Annotated in this window: 13 protein-coding genes and 1 other annotated feature (1 of these 14 cut by a window edge); of the genes, 1 reads left to right on the forward strand and 12 read right to left on the reverse strand. The window is 58.8% G+C overall.

The features are described from left to right. Window positions 1-158: 158 nt before the first annotated feature. The 5 genes from grpE to lepA all read right to left on the reverse strand — a co-directional run bounded on the left by grpE (window position 159) and on the right by lepA (window position 6,269). The gene (gene grpE / locus FFV09_RS03105) at window positions 159-752 is read right to left on the reverse strand and encodes a nucleotide exchange factor GrpE (protein WP_246098457.1); all 594 of its coding nucleotides are present in this window, start codon (window positions 750-752) and stop codon (window positions 159-161) included. A gap of 83 nt (window positions 753-835) precedes the next feature. Then, the gene (gene hrcA / locus FFV09_RS03110) at window positions 836-1,864 is read right to left on the reverse strand and encodes a heat-inducible transcriptional repressor HrcA (protein WP_141446327.1); all 1,029 of its coding nucleotides are present in this window, start codon (window positions 1,862-1,864) and stop codon (window positions 836-838) included. Window positions 1,865-2,031: 167 nt separating this feature from the next. After that, the gene (locus FFV09_RS03115) at window positions 2,032-2,502 is read right to left on the reverse strand and encodes an N-acetyltransferase (protein ID WP_141446328.1); all 471 of its coding nucleotides are present in this window, start codon (window positions 2,500-2,502) and stop codon (window positions 2,032-2,034) included. 440 nt (window positions 2,503-2,942) lie between these two features. After that, a complete protein-coding gene (gene hemW / locus FFV09_RS03120; protein WP_141446329.1) occupies window positions 2,943-4,136 on the reverse strand; it encodes a radical SAM family heme chaperone HemW in 1,194 nt (397 codons plus the stop codon). A gap of 318 nt (window positions 4,137-4,454) precedes the next feature. Beyond that, the gene (gene lepA / locus FFV09_RS03125; RefSeq protein ID WP_141446330.1) at window positions 4,455-6,269 is read right to left on the reverse strand and encodes a translation elongation factor 4; all 1,815 of its coding nucleotides are present in this window, start codon (window positions 6,267-6,269) and stop codon (window positions 4,455-4,457) included. Between the two features lie 228 nt (window positions 6,270-6,497). On the opposite strand from lepA, the gene rpsT reads away from it, so the two are divergent. Continuing rightward, a complete protein-coding gene (rpsT, locus tag FFV09_RS03130; protein WP_141446331.1) occupies window positions 6,498-6,773 on the forward strand; it encodes a 30S ribosomal protein S20 in 276 nt (91 codons plus the stop codon). Between the two features lie 199 nt (window positions 6,774-6,972). Here the strand turns inward: rpsT and holA are convergent, their stop codons facing one another. The 7 genes from holA to leuS all read right to left on the reverse strand — a co-directional run bounded on the left by holA (window position 6,973) and on the right by leuS (window position 17,395). Continuing rightward, the gene (holA, locus tag FFV09_RS03135) at window positions 6,973-7,992 is read right to left on the reverse strand and encodes a DNA polymerase III subunit delta (protein ID WP_141446332.1); all 1,020 of its coding nucleotides are present in this window, start codon (window positions 7,990-7,992) and stop codon (window positions 6,973-6,975) included. Window positions 7,993-8,260: 268 nt separating this feature from the next. Then, window positions 8,261-9,712, reverse strand: a complete 1,452-nt coding sequence (locus FFV09_RS03140; protein WP_141446333.1) for a hypothetical protein — start codon at window positions 9,710-9,712, stop codon at window positions 8,261-8,263. After that, on the reverse strand, window positions 9,713-10,258 hold the full coding sequence (locus FFV09_RS03145) for an RNA polymerase sigma factor (protein WP_141446334.1): 546 nt from the start codon (window positions 10,256-10,258) through the stop codon (window positions 9,713-9,715). It abuts the gene before it with no gap. A 253-nt stretch (window positions 10,259-10,511) separates the two neighbouring features. After that, entirely contained in the window at window positions 10,512-13,271 is a 2,760-nt protein-coding gene (locus FFV09_RS03150; RefSeq protein WP_141446335.1) for a ComEC/Rec2 family competence protein, read from the reverse strand. 10 nt (window positions 13,272-13,281) lie between these two features. After that, complete coding sequence (locus tag FFV09_RS03155; protein WP_246098458.1) at window positions 13,282-13,902, reverse strand: ComEA family DNA-binding protein; 621 nt, start codon at window positions 13,900-13,902, stop codon at window positions 13,282-13,284. A gap of 430 nt (window positions 13,903-14,332) precedes the next feature. Further along, window positions 14,333-14,848 (reverse strand): deoxycytidylate deaminase, encoded by a 516-nt coding sequence (locus FFV09_RS03160; protein WP_141446336.1) that lies wholly within the window; start codon window positions 14,846-14,848, stop codon window positions 14,333-14,335. A gap of 90 nt (window positions 14,849-14,938) precedes the next feature. After that, the gene (gene leuS, locus FFV09_RS03165; RefSeq protein WP_141446337.1) at window positions 14,939-17,395 is read right to left on the reverse strand and encodes a leucine--tRNA ligase; all 2,457 of its coding nucleotides are present in this window, start codon (window positions 17,393-17,395) and stop codon (window positions 14,939-14,941) included. Between the two features lie 59 nt (window positions 17,396-17,454). Then, window positions 17,455-17,556 (reverse strand) — a binding site (T-box leader); it runs 156 nt beyond the window's last position.

Here is a 17,556-nt window from a genome sequence, read left to right on the forward strand (position 1 = left end):
ATCCTCCTCAGGTAAAATGCGATTGATTTTGAAACTGCTTATTCATGTCGGAACATTGGGCGTACCCATGCGCTGCGTCCAGACTTCGGACCCTACGCTCTATCATAACGGTTTGGCGCGCGTTTTCAAACTTGGGTGCCTTTTTGCGAAAACGCGGGTCAGCCGCTGACTTTCACCATGGCGGGACGAAGCACTTTGTCTTTGAGCAGATAGCCTTTTTGCAGTTCTTCGACCACGATGCCTTCTTCGTATTCGTCGCTCTCGACCGTCATGACGGCTTGATGGAATTCCGGGTTAAACGGCTGCCCGATCGTCTCCATCGCGGTCAATCCTTCGGCCAGCAGGACGTTTTCGAATTGGCGGTGGATCATCTGCACGCCCTTGACGAACGACTCGGAGCCTTCGCCTTCCGGACTCGTCTCCAGCGCGCGGCCGAAGTTGTCGATGACCGGCAGAAGTTCGGAGATCAGCTTCGACGAAGCGTATTTGCCGAGTTCTTCTTTTTCGCGGATCGTGCGCTTGCGGAAGTTATCGAAATCGGCCTGCGAACGGGCCAGGCGCTGCATATATTCTTCGGACTGCGCTGTCAGGGCCTGAACGCGCTCCTGCAGTTCGTCTGCGCTTGCGGCAGCCGGTTCGCCTGCGGCCTGCGCCTTGAACTCTTCCGTATCGTTCTCGGCTGTCTGTGCATCCTGGTGATCTTCCATGATTTCGACTTCGTGTTCCGGGTGCAGCGGTTGTTCTTTCTTCAAGATGCATTCACCTCCTTGTGTAGATCAAGCTTGTATGCGGCGGGCTTGCCGCCTGCACGGGTGTGACAGACTTCTATACGACGTTACGCTCCGTACCTGCCTCCAAGCGCACGGCTCATCGCCCGCGACAGCAGGTCGAGCGTTCCGATGACTTTGGCGTATTCCATCCGGGTCGGACCGAGAATGCCGATGGTGCCGAACGCTTCGCCGTCGAGCGAATACGTGGCCGTGATCAGGCTGCAGTTAATAAACGCCTGATGGACGTTCTCGCTGCCGATCCGCACCTGGATGCCTTTCCGCTCGGAATTCAGCAGACGCGTGAGCGTCGGCGTCTCTTCCAGCAGGTCGAGCACGGTCTTGAGCTTGCCGATGTCCCGGAATTCGGGCTGGATCAGCATGTTGGTCGTTCCGCTGAGGAACACTTTCTGGTCTTTGCCGCTCGCGAACGAATCGTCGAGCAGCTTCATCAGTTCCTCGTAGTGTTCGGCATGGCGCTGGATCTCCTGCCCGATCTCCGAGTACAGGCGCGCCTTCAACTTGTGCATCGGCACGCCGGCAAGCTTGGCGTTGAGCAGGTTCGCCGTGCGTTCCATATCGGAAGCCGACAGACCCGGCGGGATGGACACGGTCCGGTTCTCGACTTCGCCGGTGCTCGTCACGATGATCGCGACCGCTGTCGTCTCGTTGAGCGGCAGCAGCTGGAAGTGGCGCAGCGAAGTATTGAACATTTCCGGTCCGAGCAAAATCGACGTGTAATTGGTCATCGAAGCCAGAATGGTTCCGGCATGCTGGACGACTTCTTCCACGGCGCTCAGCTTCTCCGCGGCCAACTGCTTGAACAGCTTCAGGTCTTCGGCCCGAAGCGGCTGCAGCGGAGCCAGGTGATCGACGTAATAACGATATCCTTTATTGGAAGGAATACGCCCCGCCGACGTATGCGGCTGCTCCAGAAAACCCAACTCTTCCAGATCGGCCATTTCGTTGCGTATGGTCGCCGGACTGAACGCCACATCGCCCCGCTTGGAGATGCTGCGGGACCCGACCGGTTCGGCCGAGCGAATGTAGTCGTCCACGATGGCGTTCAAAATCATGCTCTGACGTTCGCTTAACACGAGATCCCCTCCTGTCCGGATCGATAAGAGCCAATCGGAACCTTCTTCCGTTAGCACTCTATTCAAATGAGTGCTAAACTCTAATACAAAAATACCAAACCGGACTTGGCGTTGTCAAGTTCGGTTTGGCGCTTAAATGGACGTTTTTGTATTCCCGGCGGACAAAATCAGCCGATGATTTTGAGCACCGCGATTTCGTCGCAGCGGTCGCGCTTCGCGCAGTGGATACAGTCGGTCCATACCTTCTCGGGAAACACGTCCATCGGCACGACGGTAAAGCCGTTTTTCACGAAAAAAGAAACTTCGTACGTCAGCGCGATGATCTTCGGAATTTGCTGCTCGATCGCAAGCTCGATCAGGCGATCGACGAGCTTCGACCCGATGCCTTTGCCTTTGTTCCCGTCCATAATGCCGAGCGAGCGGATCTCCACGAGATCCGGGCCCAGCAGGCAGAGCGAACCGCACCCGATGACTCTGCCGTCTTCTTCCGCCACGACGAAATTGTCGATCTGGCGCCGCAGCACTTCTCTGGAGCGCGGAAGCATGATCCCCTTGCGCGCGTATTCTTCGATCATGAGATACAGCGGTTCAACATCTTCTGTATTCGCTTGTCTGCATGTCACGGTAACGGCAGGCATAAGCCGTTCACCTCCCTGTTCATTAGGATTGTTCTGGGAATGGTTTCGTAAAAGCTTGAGGCCGGATAAGTTTTCGATTGGATAAATATACATCAATACGCATACTTTTTCAACACTTTTGTCGAGAACTTTTGTTTGAATTTAAAATAAAGCCGGAAACCGCGCTTGGCACTCTTTACCCGATGTTCGGCATCTGTAACCGTAAGCGAGCCGCCGGGGAAAGCGTTAACACCTAGAACCCGCCAAGCTTCGGCCTGCATGCCGCTTCAGCAGCCCGGATCGTTTTTCGCCAAAAAAACGCAAAAAAGCCGCCGAGACCCGCTCGACGGCCGCCTGAAAAGCACATGTTTCCTGTTAGGCGCTTTTGCTGCACGCTTTGTACCCGCTGTGCATAAACGCGTTGTTTTCCAAGTCCGGACAACTTTCGAAGACCGACGTTATTACGCGCCTACCGTCAAATACCCGATAAATTCGCCGAACACGTCGTTACCGAACAGGATGCCTTTTTCGCTCAGTCGGTAGCCTTCGAGATCCGTGCGGCGCTCGATCAGTCCGAGATCCGTCATCTTTTTGAGCGGAGCCGCGAAGATCTCTTCCACCGGCACGCCGAACTGGTCGCGGAAGCGTGCGCTTTCCATGCCGTCCAGCATGCGCAGCCCGACCATCATGAAGTCTTCCATCGCTTCTTCGCGCGGCACTTCGAACTCTTCGAGTCTCGGCAGTCCGCGGCCCGCGGCTTCGTTGTACGGATTGACGCCTTTGATGTTGATATGGCGCTTGCGTCCGACGTAGCCGTGCGCGCCCGCGCCGAAGCCGTAATAATCTTCGTTTTTCCAATACGTGATATTGTGCAGGCTTTCTTTGCCCGGCTTGGCGAAATTGCTGATCTCGTACTGCTTGTAACCTGCGCCCCGCATCCGGTCCATCAGCAGCTTGTACATCGCCAGCTCGTCGTCTTCGTTCGGCAGCGGCAGCTTGTTTTTGTTGAACAGCGTATGGAACAGCGTGTTTTCTTCGACTTTGAGGCTGTAGATCGAATAATGCGGCAGGTCGAGTTCAAGCGCGCGCGTGATACTCTCGTCCAACATCGCAACCGTCTGGTTCGGCAGCCCGAACATAAGGTCGATCGACAGATTGTGCAGGCCGCTTTTGTGCGCGTTCTCCAGCGAGCGGTACACGTCGTCTGTGTTGTGAATCCGTCCGATTTCGCCGAGCAGACTGTTCTGGAACGCCTGCACGCCGAAGCTGACACGGTTCACGCCGCCGTCTTTCATGACTTGCATCTTGTCGAGATCGGTCGTGCCGGGATTGGCTTCCATCGAAAATTCGATATTGTCGGCCCAATTCGGAAAATGCTTGCGGACCGACGCCAGGAAAAAGGCCATCTCGTCGGGCTTCAATACCGTAGGCGTACCGCCTCCGACGAAAATGGTCTTGATCACGCCCGGCGGCGTAAGCGCGACGGTCTGCTCCATTTCCCGGTCCAGCGCGCGCAAATAATCCATCACCGGCTGGTCTTTGAGGACATAAGAGTTGAAATCGCAATAGAAGCATTTGTTGGTGCAAAACGGAATATGGATATAGACGGCTTCCGGCGCTGCTGCGGCACGGTTCCGGTCGATTTCTGTAGTCATGGGTGGAGCCTCCTAACTAATGGTTGGACAGATGCTATCCAATATGCCGACGCGTAAAAGCGCCTTAAATCTTCAAAAAGGAAAGCCGGAGTCCGGCTTTCCTTCTGCATACCCAGCGTCGAATACTCCGCGCTGTTTTTCACTTATAAACTAAACAGCCGCATTTGGAAATCGGGAAATCCACCTTATCCGGCTTCCATCCTATTTCCCGATTCCAACGGCGGTCAAGCCCGATCCTTTTTCCCGGCCGACCGAGGCACGAACTGCCGCGCCCGAGCCGCCCTTGAACTTTCGCGCCTACTCCCCGCAAAAAGAAAACTACTCGTCCAGCTTCAGCACAGCCATGAACGCTTCCTGAGGCACTTCGACGTTGCCGACCTGCTTCATGCGCTTCTTGCCTTCTTTTTGCTTCTCAAGCAGCTTCCGCTTACGCGAGATGTCGCCGCCGTAACATTTGGCGAGGACGTTTTTGCGCATCGCTTTGACCGTCTCGCGCGCCACGACCTTCGTTCCGATCGAAGCCTGGATCGGCACTTCGAACATCTGCCGCGGAATCAGTTCGCGCAGCTTGGCGCAGATGATGCGTCCGCGCTGGTAGCCGCGGTCCCGGTGCACGATGAACGACAGGGCATCGACCTGTTCGCCGTTGAGCAAAATGTCCATTTTGACGAGATTCGACTTGCGGTAGCCCGAAATTTCGTAATCGAACGAAGCGTAGCCTTTGGTGCCGGACTTCAGCTGGTCGAAGAAATCGTATACGATTTCCGACAGCGGAATCTGGTACGTCAGCGTAACGCGCGTCGTATCGAGGTATTCCATGTTGACGAACTCGCCGCGCTTGTTCTGGCACAGTTCCATGACCGTACCGACGTAATCGTTCGGGACGATAACGGCCGCCTTGACGTAAGGTTCTTCGACATAGTCGATCCGTCCGACTTCCGGATAGTGCGACGGGTTGTCGATCTGCATGATCGAACCGTCGGTCATGCCGATCTTGTACACCACGCTCGGTGCGGTCGTGATCAGCGCGATATCGAATTCGCGTTCGATCCGCTCTTGAATGACGTCCATATGCAGCAGGCCGAGGAATCCGCAGCGGAACCCGAAGCCGAGCGCGCTGGACGTTTCCGGCTCGAAGGTCAGCGAAGCGTCGTTGAGCTGAAGCTTTTCGAGCGCTTCGCGCAGATCGTTGTAATCCGACGATTCGATCGGGTACAGGCCGCAGAACACCATCGGATTGATCTTCCGGTAGCCCGGCATCGGTTCGGCCGTCGGATTCTTCGCGTCGGTAATCGTGTCGCCGACCTGCGTGTCGCCGACGGATTTCATGCCCGCGACCACGAAGCCTACGTCGCCGACGTTCAATTCGTCCACCATCGTCATGCGCGGCATGAAAGCGCCGACTTCGATAACTTCGAACGTTTTGCCCGAAGCCATCATCTTGATCTTGGAACCGGACCTGATCTTGCCGTCCAGTACCCGGATGTAGACGATAACGCCTTTGTACGGATCGTAGTGCGAGTCGAAGATCAGCGCTTTGAGCGGCTCGTCGGGATCGCCCGTAGGCGCCGGCACTTTGGCAACGACCTGTTCTAAAATCTCCTTGATGCCGATGCCCGCTTTGGCGGAAGCCAAAACGGCGTCGCTCGCGTCAAGGCCGATCACGTCTTCGACTTCCTGCTTCACCCGTTCGGGATCGGCGCTCGGCAGGTCGATCTTGTTGATAACCGGCAGAATCTCCAGATTGTTGTCGAGCGCCAGGTACACGTTGGCCAGCGTCTGCGCTTCGATGCCCTGAGCGGCGTCGACGACCAGCAGCGCGCCTTCGCAGGCGGCCAGGGAACGCGAGACTTCATAAGTGAAGTCGACGTGTCCCGGCGTATCGATCAGGTTGAGCAAATACTCTTCGCCGTCATCGGCTTTGTAGGTCAGGCGTACGGCTTGAAGTTTGATCGTGATGCCGCGTTCGCGTTCGAGTTCCATCTGATCGAGCACCTGCTCCTGCATCTCGCGGGAAGTCAAAGCGCCGGTATATTCAAGAATCCGGTCGGCAAGCGTAGACTTGCCGTGGTCGATATGCGCGATAATGGAAAAGTTCCTTATCTTCTTCTGTCTTGCTGCAATGTCAGTCATTCCTTACCTCCGCCTCAATTTGACAAGTCGAATCAATCCACTCATTATAGCAGTTGACGATAATCCCAGCAATCCCATGAACCGCCCAAACGGCTGTCTTTGAGACATGCGTCAAAAACAAAATGTAAAATGGCGAAGAATGGTTGCCTTTTTGCCTGGCTCATGGTAAGATACTTTAAGTTGTGAAACTTTCGATGTTTCGTATATGCTTTACAGGAGGTGAATGCAATGCCTAATATCAAATCCGCCATCAAACGCGTGAAGACGAACGAGAAACGCCGTGCGCTTAACGCTTCGCAAAAATCCGCACTTCGCAGCGCAGTAAAAACCGCTACGACAGCACTGGAAAGCAACGATGTGGAAACTGCACAAACTGCAGTCAAGAACGCTTCGCAGAAGCTGGATAAAGCCGTAACCAAAGGCCTGATCCACAAAAACGCGGCAGCGCGCAAAAAATCCCGTCTCGCTAAAAAAGCGAACGCTCTGACAGCTGAAAAAGCCTAAGGCAATCGCGTTTTGCGATATAATCGCTCGATACAACCTTGCTTACAAAACCCCGGAATCCTTCAGGATATCGGGGTTTTTAAGTTTTTCAACACCCAAAAAGCAGGTTCGATGCGGATTTCCGCGTCAAACCTGCCCTTTTTACGTCCAATCCTGTTTACGTCCAATCCTGATAGCCCGGCTTACATCCACCCCAAGCCTACGCGCCCAGTTTGAGCAAAAACATTTCCAGACCGAACACTTTGTCCACCGCGCCCGTCTTGATCTCGTGATCGAGCTTGGCAATCGAAGACAAAATGCGCCGCAATCGCGCCGCCTCGAACCGCCGCGCCTGCTCGGACGCGATCTTCACCGCATACGGATGCAGCCCCAGCTGCCCCGCCATCTGCTGCTGCGAATAATTTTGCCCCGCCATCTCTTTCACCTGAAGAATGATACGGAACTGCCGCGCGATCAGCGAGACGATCTTGATCGGTTCTTCGCGCTGCTTCAGCAGGTCGTAGAAGACGCCGAGCGCCTGCTGCAGCTTGAGGTTGGCGATATGCTCGACGAGCACGAACACGCTCTGCTCCGTCCCGATCGCCACGAGCGTCTCGACGTCCAGCGCCGCGACCGACCCGCCTTTTCCCGCAAACAGGGACAGCTTCTCGATTTCCCCCGACAGCGCAGCCAGCGACGTGCCGGCCCGCTTGAGCAGCAGGTTCGCCGCGTCCGGCGCGATCGACACGTCGTTATGCGCGAACTGTTTGGCGATCCAGCCGGACAGCTCGCCTTCGTTCATCTGCGCGAACGCAATGACCTGCGCCGACGCTTTGAACGACTTGACGAGCTTTTTGCGTTCGTCGAGCTTGTCGGCATAGGCCAAAAAGACGAGCACGCTGTAGTCCGCCGGATTGGCGAGATACTCCAGCAGCTTCTCGATCCGGTGCTCCACTTTGGTCGATTCTTTGCCCGCCATGAACAGGCTGCTGTCGCGCACGACGATCAGCTTGCGTTCGGACAGGAACGGAGCCGTCTCCGCTTCTTCGACCACGATCTCTACCGGCGTCTCCGCCAGATCGTAATGCGCGATCGCGAACGCCCGCTGATCTTCGGCGATCAGTTCTTTCTCCAGCATGGAGACGAATTCTTTGATTCTGTATTTTTCGGTGCCGTAGCACAGATACACCGGCGACACTTCGCCCGCTTTGACCTGTTTGACCGCCGTTTTCAAATCCATGGGTTCACAGCCTCTTTTCCGCTTGCGCCAATCGGGTCGACCGGCTTCACTCGTTGAATAGGTACGGCTTCGCGCCTGCGCCGCCCGCACTGCTTCCATTGTACCGAATTATGCCGGGAAACGCATCCGCGGACGTCTCCTTTCCCGTTATTTTCCCGCAAAAAAACGCAAAAACCGGCCGTGCATCCGTCACCCCGTCCGCAAAGCGGAGCGTTGAAACGGCGCATGGCCGGTATGAATATGCGTATGCGTATGCGAGAGTGCCCGCTTACTTGCTGCCCGTCTCGGGCTTGGCGTCTTCGACCTTCCACGTGCCCTGGGCAGAAGTGCCGTCCGGCTTGATCAGATCGTAAGTGAACGTCCGGCCGTCGGCCGACCAGACGCCTCCGGCGACGCTTCCGTCCACTTTGCGGCTGCCCAGCTCGATCGAGCGGTCGCCTTTGAGCAGCTTCAGCGTGTTCTGCGAATACGTCACAAGGTAAGCATTGTTCGGCGAGACCCATTCCGAAGCGACCGCCGTCAATCCGAAGATCCGGCTGTCCGCCACTTCGGGCGGCGCGGCATCGGCGCTTGTCGACTCGGACGATTCGGTACCTTCGGGATCGCTCGGCACCCGGTCTTTGGGCGAAAACGTGCCCATGCCTTCGTTCGGCTGCGTCTCTTCGTCCGCGCTGCCGGCAGCGGCCGGGTCTTCGCCCGTCGGCGCTTCGCTTGCGGAGATGGAATCGTTCGCAGGCTGTCCTTCGTTCGCGGCGGCGGCGTTTTCTTTGGGTTTGTCTTGTGGTTTGTCTTTGGGCTTGTCTTTAGCATTTTCTTTTGGCGCTTTATCTTGTGGGACTGGTTCTTTGGAATGCTTGTTTTTGTCTTCGGTGTTGGCGGCCGCGTCGTCGGAACGGTCTTGAGCGGTGCCCGAAGGGCTCGATTGTACCGGCGGAGCCTCGGAAGGCGTCTTGGCGCCGCCGGACGGCGCCGCGTCGTTGGCCGCAGAACTGTCTTCGGCGCTGCGCGTCGAAGCTTTCGGGCTGTCGCCCGCAGCCGGTACGTCGGTCGAAGGTTCGGCGGGATCTTCCGGCTGGGCCGGCTCTTGCGCCGCGCCGTCTTCCGGCACGGTCGACCGCTGCGCCATGACGTCGTCTTCGGCTTTGAGCGTCGCTTCCGGCTCGATCGGTTCCACTTCCGTGCTCGGATCGGTCACGTCCGGCAGCCCTTCGCTGTTCGTTGTCTGTCCGCTGTCGGACGGGACGAGCGTGTCGTCCAGCGCGCCCGATACGGCCGTGGACGACGTGATTTCCGCGTTCGGCATCTGCTGCGGTTCGTAGGTGGCGACGAAAATGCCCAGCACCGCGACCGCAACGCTCGTTCCGCCGACGGCGCGGCCCAAAGTGGAGCGCCAGAACGAAGACGCCCGGCGGCGGGCCGGCGCTTCTTCGCCGAACATGCGCTTGCTTTCCATTTCCGACAGTTTCTCCGGTTCCGGCGCGGCTGCCGAAGCCGCAATGTCGATTTCGTTCAGGCGGGGCAGAATCGAGTCGACCAGGCTGATCGGCGGCTTTACGTCCGGCAGCGATTCAAGCTTGTCCGACAGACTTTGCAAAAAATCGAAATCGGCCTGCGCTTCCGGAGAGTCGCCAAGATGACGCAGCAGTTGCTCCGTTTCTTGGGCATCCAGATCGTGGTCCAGATAACGGTTCATATATTCCAACGCTTCTTCACGTTTCATCTACAGCGCACCTCCTTTCTGATAATCTCGAAGCAGCTGCTGCAGCTGGCTCCGGGCTCTGAATAAATAAGATTTCACCGTATTAAGCGGCAGGTCCAGGCATCCGGCGATTTCGTTGTACGACATATCCTGCACGTAGCGAAGGATCACGACCGTCCGGTGATGTTCCGGCAGCAGGTTGATCGCCCGGTCGATATCTTCGCGGGTATACGCCCGCATGACTTCGCCTTCCACGCTGTCGCTTCCTTCGAACACCATCTCGTGTTCTTCGATCGACACCGTAGGCTTGGCGCGTCTGAATTTGTCGATACAAATATTGGTCACGATTCGCTGCACCCAGGTCTTGAACTGCGCTTTCTCTTCGTAAGAACCGATTTTGGTATAAATGCGGATCAGCGCTTCCTGCGCCGCGTCCATCGCGTCCTGTTCGTTGTTCAGCGTATAGTAAGCCGTCTTGTAGACGGCCGGTTCAATTTCTCGCAATAGGGTGATAAGAGCATCGCGATCGCCCGATTGAGCGGCTCTAATGAGTTCCTGCTCGACCACTAAGGGTCCCCCTCTCTTGCACCTTTTCAGACGAGCGTTCCCGCCGAAAGGTTGCGTTCTTTTTCTGTTTTTTCAAAAAAATCGTTTCAAATTGAGTTGCTGCGTTCCTAATCCGGGGTGTCGAAATGGCCGGGCGCCGACTTCCCGGTTCTGCGCATATCTCCAATCAGTCTACCAGAAACGCATATGCCCGTCATCTCAATGATTTTTCGCCGCCGATCGGGGTAAAATCGTTCTCGCTGCCACGCCCGGTTCAACGCTCGGCCCCGGCCGGATCGGCGGCTCTTGCGAGCTTCGTGCGGATACGCAGCGGTTCGCCAAGCGGCGCCGATACCTGGATCTCGCCGTCCAGATCGGTCCGCCGAACGGCCGAACCGGCGTCTTCCAATCGCTGTACCACGTCCGGATTCGGGTGGCCGTACGTGTTGTTGACTCCGGCCGAGATCAGCGACAGTTCCGGCGAAAACGAACGGACCCAAGCGGGCGACGACGAATGTTTGCTGCCGTGATGCGCGACTTTGAGCACTTCCACTTCCCCGGCCTGCTCGCTTCCGCCGAAATGTTCCAGTATATCGCGTTCGGCCTCGGCTCCGATATCTCCGGTAAACACAAACGAGTGACCGTTCATCTCCATGCGGAACACGACCGAATGTTCGTTCTGCTCTTCCAGACGGGGAAGTACGGACGTGTCGGCCAAAGCGCCCGAAGGGCTCAAAAATTCCAGCGACGTCCGCTCGTCGGGCTGCCACAGATCCCCGCCCTGCGGCGCGTAGATCCCGGTCCCGTGCGCAAGCGCCGCGGCGAACAGCTTGTCGAGGTCTTCGCCGCCGCTGCGGGTGCCGTTCATAATGAAGCGATCGACCGGAATCTCGTCGAGCACGGCGAGCAGCCCGCCGTAATGGTCCCGGTCGCCGTGCGTGAGGATGACCGCATCCAGCGCGTGGACGCCGCGCTGCTTAAGCAGCGGCACGACCACTTCGCGGCCCACTTCATACGGATCGAGCCGCCGCTTCCAGGCTTCGCCCGGACGCTCGAACGTTACCGTTCCGCCTCCGTCGATCAGAATCTGTTTGCCCTGCGGCGTCGTCACGAGGATCGAATCGCCCTGCCCGACGTCCAGCATCTGCACGACGCCTGCCGGATCGAAGCGGGGCGTATACGCGCTTGCGATCAGGCAGGCCCATACCAAGCCGGCCGCAGCCGCCCCGATCGGCCGAAGCTTCGCGCGGCGATCGTCCAGCGGGCCGCCGTAACGGACCGACGGCGACGCCGCTGCGGCGGGCAGTCCGGCCGCGCGCAGACCCGGCGCAAGCGGCACGGTGTCGGGAGCGAAGCCGCCCGGCGAACAGTCTGCCTGCGGCGGCGCGGGCGCTCCGCCGAGCGCTTCCGAGTCGTCGGCGGGCGACGGACGCCTCGCTTCGAGATGTGCGGCAAGCAGGCAGAGGGCGCCGATCAGCGCCGCTTCGTACAGCAGAATCCAGAGCGGCGACGGCGACGCCCAGATCGTTCGGGCCGCCTGCACGGAACCGGCCGCTTCCGCGCTGCGGAACACGGCGGCGTTCAGCAGCCGGACCGGATACGCGGTCCACTGCGCGCCCTGCATCCAGAACGTGCCGAGCAGGAGCGAGATCGTTCCGACCGGGATCGACACGAAGCTGATCAGCGGCACGAGCACGAGATTCGCGGCCAGTCCCAGCAGCGGATATTGATTGAAATAATACAGGCTCAATGGAAAAGAAACGAGGTCCGCGACGAGCGAGACGGCGGCTCCCGCCGCGACCGCTTTGGGCAGACCGCGCAGCACGCGCAGGATACGCCGCATGGGAGCGGTCAGCACAATAATGCCCGCCGTCACGGCAAACGACAGCTGGAAGCTGATCGAAGTCAGATAATACGGGTCCCAGACCAGCATCAGCAGCGCGGCGAGGCACAGAACCGGCAGGCCGTCCTTGAGCCAGCCGCGCCTTGCCGCGTACAGGGCGATCATGCCCATGATCCCGGCGCGAACCGCGGACGGCGACGAGCCGGTCAGCAGCACGTAAGGCGGAACGAGGCAGAGCACGATCAGCAGCGCCGTTTCTCTGGGCATCCCGCTTCGGCGCAGCAGCAGAAGCGCTCCGCCGACGTACAGCGCGACATGCATACCGGAAATAGCCAGGACATGCGTCATACCGAGCCGGATAAAATCGGTATACGTCGCGGGATCGAGGCCGTCCTGCAGGCCGAGCAGCAGCCCCTGCATGTACCCGGCCCCGATACCGGGATAGAGCCGATCCAGCCGCCCGGCCAACAAGGCGCGCAGTTCGTCGTTGCGGCGCAGCAGATTGAATCCGCCCGGCGCCGCTTCCGATCGTCTTACGCCGGAAACCCCCGCCGCGCGTGCGACCCAATGAATACGTTTGTCGCGCAAATAACGGCGATAATCGAACGCGCCGAAATTGCGCGCTTCCGCAGGCCGTTCCAGATCGCCGGAGACGACCAGCCGGTCGCCCCGGCGCCACGAAGCGGCAACCGCCTGCTCGGCTTCCGCCGCCAGCTTGACGCGCACGACCACGGTTTCGCTTTTGGACAGCGGCTTGAACGCTTTGCCGGTGTTCGGGGCGTGCGCGGTTCCTGCCGCCGCCGGCTTCGGACCGTCGGCCGCCGTACCGCCCGCCACCTGGTCCACTTTCATTTCGAACATCGCCAGATCGCCGTCCACTTTCGCGGGACCGGCCATTTCCCCTTGAAGCCGGACGCCGGCGTAACCGCCTTCGACCGCGGCGCCGAGCCGCTGCGGCACGGCGGAGACGTTGGAAGCTTCGCGAAACGTGCCGTAACCGGCAGCGGTCCACAACGCCAGCGCCAAGAGGAGCAGCAGCCTGCGCGGCGTTTGGGCGCACAGCGCGGCCGCGATCAGCAGCAGCGTCAACCCGGACAGCACGGCCGCCAATCTGATCCCTCCGTACAAATGCGCGGACGCCGCGCCGCACAGCCAACAGACCGTAAAAGCGACCAGAGGTCTTCGATTCATCGGCCGCCCCTCACAGTGCCAGCTCCGGCATCATCTTCTCCAGCATTTTTGCCCCGATGCCTTTGACTTCCAAAAGCTCGGTCACGTCGCGGAACGGACCGTGCTCGGCGCGATAATCGAGAATCGCCTGCGCTTTCTTCGCCCCGATGCCGGGCAGTTCCATCAGGGCGGCCGCATCGGCGGAGTTCAGCCGGATCTTTCCGGCTTCGCCCGGCGCTGCGTCGCCCGGCGGAGATTCGGCTGCGGAAGATTTCGCCGTGGTCGCGCCCGAAGCCGCTTGCGCCGTAGTCGAACGTGGAGCCGTTTTCGCCTTGGGTTCGGCGTTTCCGTTCTCCGCGGCCGGCTTCGCGCTTGGCCGGCTCGGCTGCGCGGGAAGAGCGCCGCGGGCAGACCGGCCGCTCCCGGCTTGACTTTGGCCTGAACTTGCGCTCGCGCACTCGGCCTGCGTCCCCCCGCTGCGGCTCCGCTCCGCCGCTTCGTTCGTCTCTTCCTGCACCGCCAACGCCGTCTCGATTTTCCCGTTCAACGTTTGCCAGGGCAGACCTTCCGCTTCGCGGCCTCCCGACAGCAGCAGGACGCCCGTTCCCAACATCGCCGATACGCACACTGCGATCCATACTTGCTTTTTCATCTTTTTTGCCTCCCGAATGTAAAGATGTAAGATTCTTCGCTTCGGGTCAGGCGGCGATTCGTTCGGACGCTCCTTGGGCTATGTGAAGCGGCATCGCCAGCGATGCCTGCTTCTTCGGTGAGCTGTGCCTTGCGCTGCAAGCAGCCGGCCGCAAACCCTGTTCTCCTGCTCGACACTGGATTTGACCCCTCGTTGGAAAACGCAAAAACCCCTCGTCCCCAGCGGTATACGCTAGGACGAGGGGTTGGATTCCCTTGCTGCCCTAGTGAATGACCGGGCGTGCTTCGCCCGTCATTGACTATCATCCGCTAACGGAGATGAACCGGAATCTGCATGATTCGTAAAAAGAGCCATCGACTGCCCTCATTATATCACACTGAAATTGGATCGATCCAAAAATAAACCGAGCCGAATCCATACGGCATGACGCTCAGACAAGCGGCTCCGCCGAAGCCGTCGGCGGGCTGTAAGGTCCGATGCCGCGAAAAGCGATGCCTTTTTGCTTCATCATCGCCTGCACTTTGCCGCTGTCTTTCGGATAGGCGCGGCAGTAGACCACTTCCGTGATGCCGCTGTTCGCCAACATGTTGGCGCACGTCCAGCACGGCTCGTCGGTCACGTAGACCGTCGAGCCTTCGCGGTCGGCGCGGTCGGTGAACAGCAGCAGATTCTGCTCGGCGTGGATCGTCCGCACGCAGCGCTGCTTTTTGATTACCTGTTCCGCGCCGTTTGCCTGCACCAGCTCGTATTCTTCGGCGATCATGCAGCCCGCTTCCGAACAGTCCGGCACGCCCATCGGCGCTCCGTTATAGGCGGTGCCGAGCAGCTTTTTGCCCTGCACCAGCACCGCGCCGACCTGCCGCCTCGGACACTGCGAACGCGTCGACACCATAAATGCGATATCCATAAAATACGTATCCCAATCTTTGCGCGGACTGCTCCCCATGTCATTCCCACTCCCGTTATCCGCCGGATTCGCTTTCGAGCCTGTACGAATCCTGCACATACAGCACCGCTTATCCGACCGGATAAACTTTTAGTTCGCGACGATGTTGACCAGTTTGCCCGGTACGGCGATCACTTTGCGGACCGTTTTGCCGGCCAGCGCGTTCTGCACGTTTTCCAGGCTCATCGCGTGATCTTCCAGCGCTTTGGCGTCCCAGTCTTTCTGGACGTTGGCGCGCTGCACGATTTTGCCGTTTACCTGCACGACGATCTCGACTTCGGATTCCGTCGTCCACGCTTCGTCGAACGCCGGCCAGGCCGCATACGTCAGGCTGTCGCCGCGTCCGACTTTTTCCCACAGCTCTTCCGCGAGATGCGGCGCAAGCGGAGACAGCAGTTGAATGAAGTCCACCATCGCCTGGCGCGGCAGTTCTTCCTGCTTGTACGCGTCGTTCGTGAAGATCATGAGCTGGCTGATCGCCGTGTTGAAGCGCAGGGCTTCCATGTCTTCCGTCACTTTTTTGATCGTTTTGTGCCACGTGCGCTTGAATTCGTCCGTTCCGGCTGCCGTATCGGAAATTTTCGCGCTCAAGCTGCCGTTGTCGTCGACGAACATGCGGTAGACGCGGGCCAGGAAACGGTGCGCGCCTTCGACGCCGTTCGTGTTCCACGGTTTGGTCGCTTCCAGCGGTCCCATGAACATCTCGTAGATGCGCAGCGTGTCCGCTCCGTATTCGTTCACGATCTCGTCCGGGTTGATGACGTTGCCGCGCGATTTGCTCATTTTCTCGTTGTTCGGGCCGAGGATCATGCCCTGGTTGACCAGCTTCTGGAACGGTTCCTTCGTGCTGACCACGCCGAGATCGTACAGCACTTTATGCCAGAATCTTGCGTACAGCAGATGCAGAACCGCGTGTTCCGCGCCGCCGATATACAGATCGACCGGCAGCCAGTGATCCAGCTTCTCTTTGCTGCACAGCTCCTGATCGTTGGTCGGATCGAGGTAGCGCAGATAATACCAGCAGCTGCCGGCCCACTGCGGCATCGTGTTCGTCTCGCGGCGGGCTTTCATGCCCGTCTCGGGATCGATGATGTTGACCCAGTCGGTCGCGTTCGCAAGCGGCGATTCGCCGGTGCCCGACGGCTTGATCTCGTCCATTTCCGGCAGCAGCAGCGGCAGGCTGTCTTCCGGCACGGTCTTCATGCTGCCGTCTTCCAGATGCAGGATCGGAATCGGCTCGCCCCAGTAGCGCTGACGGCTGAACAGCCAATCGCGCAGACGGTAAGTCGTTTTGCCTGCGCCTTTGCCGCCTTCTTCCAGCCATTGTATCATGCGCGCGATCGCGTCTTCCTTGTTCAGGCCGTCGAGGAAGCCGGAGTTGACGTGTTCGCCTTCGCCCGTATAGGCTTCTTGTTCGATATCGCCGCCTTTGACGACTTCGATGATCGAAATGCCGAACTTCTTGGCGAATTCCCAGTCGCGCACGTCGTGGCCCGGTACGGCCATGATCGCGCCGGTACCGTAAGCGGCCAGCACGTAATCGGCGATCCAGATCGGCAGCTTCGCGCCGTTGACCGGATTGACCGCGTAAGCGCCGGTGAATACGCCGCTTTTGTCTTTGTTCAGGTCGGTGCGCTCCAGATCGCTTTTATGCGAAGCTTTTTCCTGGTACGCTTTGACCGCTTCTTTTTCGTGCTCGGTCGTAATGACGTCCACGAGCGGATGCTCCGGTGCCAGCACGCAGTACGTCGCGCCGTACAGCGTGTCCGGACGGGTCGTGAACACGTCGATCGACTCGTTCGTGCCTTCCACCTGGAACGTCACTTCCGCGCCTTTGGACTTGCCGATCCAGTTCCGCTGCATGTCCTTGATGCTTTCCGCCCAATCCAGTTCGTCCAGATCTTCCAGCAGACGGTCGGCATATTCGGTAATTTTCAGCATCCACTGACGCATCGGCTTGCGGATGACCGGATGGCCGCCGCGCTCGCTTTTGCCGTCGATGACTTCTTCGTTCGCCAGCACCGTGCCAAGCGCCGGACACCAGTTCACCGGAATTTCGGCGACGTAAGCCAGTCCTTTGTTGTACAGCTGAATAAAGATCCACTGCGTCCATTTAAAATATTCCGGGTCGGTCGTGCTGATCTCGCGGTCCCAGTCATACGAGAAGCCAAGCGATTTGATCTGACGGCGGAAGTTGTTGATGTTCTGAATCGTAAATTCGCGCGGATGGCCGCCCTTGTCGATCGCGTACTGCTCGGCCGGCAGGCCGAACGCGTCCCAGCCCATCGGGTGCATGACGTTGTAGCCTTTCATCCGTTTGTAGCGCGACACGATGTCCGTGGCGGTCATGCCTTCCGGGTGACCGACGTGCAGGCCGGCGCCGGACGGATACGGGAACATGTCCATCGCGTAAAATTTCGGTTTGGAATGATCGGCGTCGTCCGTTTTGAACGTTTTTTCCTCGTCCCATTTTTGCTGCCATTTCGGTTCGATCGTCTGGGCGCGGTAACCTTGCGGACCGCTTCCCTGCTCGTATCTTTCGCTCATCGTCATCTGTCCCCTTCGCTTCTGAAATCAAAAAGCCTCCCGTCTCCAGCGTCAACGACGCTAGGGACGAGAGGCGCTGCTTCCCGTGGTACCACCCTAGTTAGCGGCCGAATGTTCTCTGCTGCCGCTCACTTAAGCATCCGTTATCGGGGATGAGCCGA

The organism is Saccharibacillus brassicae, from assembly GCF_006542275.1.
Classification (GTDB): Bacteria; Bacillota; Bacilli; order Paenibacillales; family Paenibacillaceae; genus Saccharibacillus; species Saccharibacillus brassicae.

Coding starts and splice junctions, on each gene's coding strand:
- FFV09_RS03140 (WP_141446333.1), bottom strand. CDS start 9,712: ATGAAACGTGAAGAAGCGTTGGAATATATGAACCGTTATCTGGACCAC.
- holA (WP_141446332.1), bottom strand. CDS start 7,992: ATGGATTTGAAAACGGCGGTCAAACAGGTCAAAGCGGGCGAAGTGTCG.
- FFV09_RS03160 (WP_141446336.1), bottom strand. CDS start 14,848: ATGGGGAGCAGTCCGCGCAAAGATTGGGATACGTATTTTATGGATATC.
- FFV09_RS03115 (WP_141446328.1), bottom strand. CDS start 2,502: ATGCCTGCCGTTACCGTGACATGCAGACAAGCGAATACAGAAGATGTT.
- lepA (WP_141446330.1), bottom strand. CDS start 6,269: ATGACTGACATTGCAGCAAGACAGAAGAAGATAAGGAACTTTTCCATT.
- rpsT (WP_141446331.1), top strand. CDS start 6,498: ATGCCTAATATCAAATCCGCCATCAAACGCGTGAAGACGAACGAGAAA.
- hemW (WP_141446329.1), bottom strand. CDS start 4,136: ATGACTACAGAAATCGACCGGAACCGTGCCGCAGCAGCGCCGGAAGCC.
- leuS (WP_141446337.1), bottom strand. CDS start 17,395: ATGAGCGAAAGATACGAGCAGGGAAGCGGTCCGCAAGGTTACCGCGCC.
- FFV09_RS03155 (WP_246098458.1), bottom strand. CDS start 13,902: ATGAAAAAGCAAGTATGGATCGCAGTGTGCGTATCGGCGATGTTGGGA.
- FFV09_RS03150 (WP_141446335.1), bottom strand. CDS start 13,271: ATGAATCGAAGACCTCTGGTCGCTTTTACGGTCTGTTGGCTGTGCGGC.